The sequence below is a fragment of the Micromonospora tarensis genome (assembly GCF_016803395.1).
GTDB classification, from domain to species: domain Bacteria; phylum Actinomycetota; class Actinomycetes; order Mycobacteriales; family Micromonosporaceae; genus Micromonospora; species Micromonospora tarensis.
The window spans coordinates 1-1,251 of record NZ_JAEVHL010000516.1; the positions used below are offsets into that span (position 1 = coordinate 1).

The 1,251-nt window shown below is 70.0% G+C and carries 2 protein-coding genes and 1 pseudogene; all 3 read right to left on the reverse strand.

The window, feature by feature from the left end:
• Positions 1-330: pseudogene (locus JM949_RS36045) on the reverse strand (DNA cytosine methyltransferase); the annotation flags it as partial.
• Positions 330-857: a hypothetical protein gene (locus tag JM949_RS36050; RefSeq protein WP_238434486.1), complete on the reverse strand. Its 528-nt coding sequence runs from the start codon at positions 855-857 to the stop codon at positions 330-332. The pseudogene JM949_RS36045 and the gene JM949_RS36050, both read right to left, overlap by 1 nt.
• Positions 854-1,141 (reverse strand): hypothetical protein, encoded by a 288-nt coding sequence (locus JM949_RS36055; RefSeq protein WP_203152485.1) that lies wholly within the window; start codon positions 1,139-1,141, stop codon positions 854-856. The genes JM949_RS36050 and JM949_RS36055 overlap by 4 nt, the downstream gene beginning before the upstream one ends.
• Between the last annotated feature and the right edge of the window lie 110 nt (positions 1,142-1,251).

Genomic DNA, 1,251 nt, shown 5'->3' on the forward strand with positions numbered 1-1,251 from the left:
CCGGTCCAGCGGGGCTTCCATGACGTTCTCGATGACCCACGGCATGTCGTAGGTGAGCGCCAGCTCGCGGCCCGGGGTGATGAGGTCCGGGGAGTCGCGCCAGAGGGTGCCCTTCTTGAAGCCCTGGCACGGCCACGACTTGTGAATGGCGTCGAAGGTCTCGACGTACGCCCGATCGCGGAGCACTTCGAGGGCGTCGCCTTGGTGGAACTCGTACGGGTAGCGGGGCTGCGGGTCGATGTCCCAGCCGACGACTTCGAATCCGGCGTCGGCGTAACCGCGGGCGGCCCCGCCTTGGCCACAGCAGAGGTCGAGCAGGCGCGGCTTCATCAGGCGGCGTCCTCTCCGGGCAGGTTGACGGTGTGGGCGCCGATGCCGGCGGCCGGGCTGAACGGGGCCACCACCGGCCGGTCGGGTTCGCCGTAGCCGGCGGCGCGCAGGAGGGTGAGGGCGTCGGCGAGCAACATCCGCACCGGGAAGGCGTTGGGGCCCGAGATCGTCAGCTCGTCGTAGACCAACCCGGCGACCTGGAAGGCCGGCATGTACGCCCACCACCGTCCGGCGTTGGCCGGTCCGACCCCCGCGCGCTGGACGACGAGCAGCCCGACGTCGGCCTTGGCGTTGGTCACCTCGGCGGCGAGTTCGCCCATCCAGCGGCTGATCATCAGGTCGGAGGCGGTGCGGGCCGCGTCGCCGCCCTTCACCTCCCAGCAGATGCCGGGCGTGCCGGTGATGTCGCCGGCGTCGAGGGCACCGCGGAGGCTGCGCCGCTCGGCGTGGGGAAAGCCGTTGGGCTGGATGTAGCGGACGACGGCGGATTCCGCCCGGGTGCCGATGTCGCGGGGTCGGGTCTTCATGCGGACTCCTTCGGGGTCGAGTGGCCAGATCCGCAGTTGTGCGGCACAGCGAGGTGGCGGCCTGGCTTGGTGAGGTCGTGCTCGGGCTCCCAGAAGTCGACGCGGAAGCCGACGAGGGTCCGGTCGATGACGAGGACGGGGAAGCCGTAGTGCTTCACCACCGCGGCGTGAGCCGGCGGGATGGTTCGGCGGTCGAGCCGGAAGGTGAGCCCGGCGACCACTCCGGTCAGGACGAGATCTGGGCACCGGGCGCACTCCGTGATGGAGAACCCTCTGTACATCACCTCGGTTCACCCCCGGCCCGACTCTCGGGTGAGACCAAGATCTGCGTCTTCTGGGTGAGACCAATCGGGTGGGACTGAGACCACCCCCCTAAAGGGGGTTTGGTCTCACC

Bases quoted from the DNA above. Each gene is read 5' to 3' on its own strand.
- JM949_RS36050 (WP_238434486.1), bottom strand. From the start codon at position 857: ATGAAGACCCGACCCCGCGACATCGGCACCCGGGCGGAATCCGCCGTC.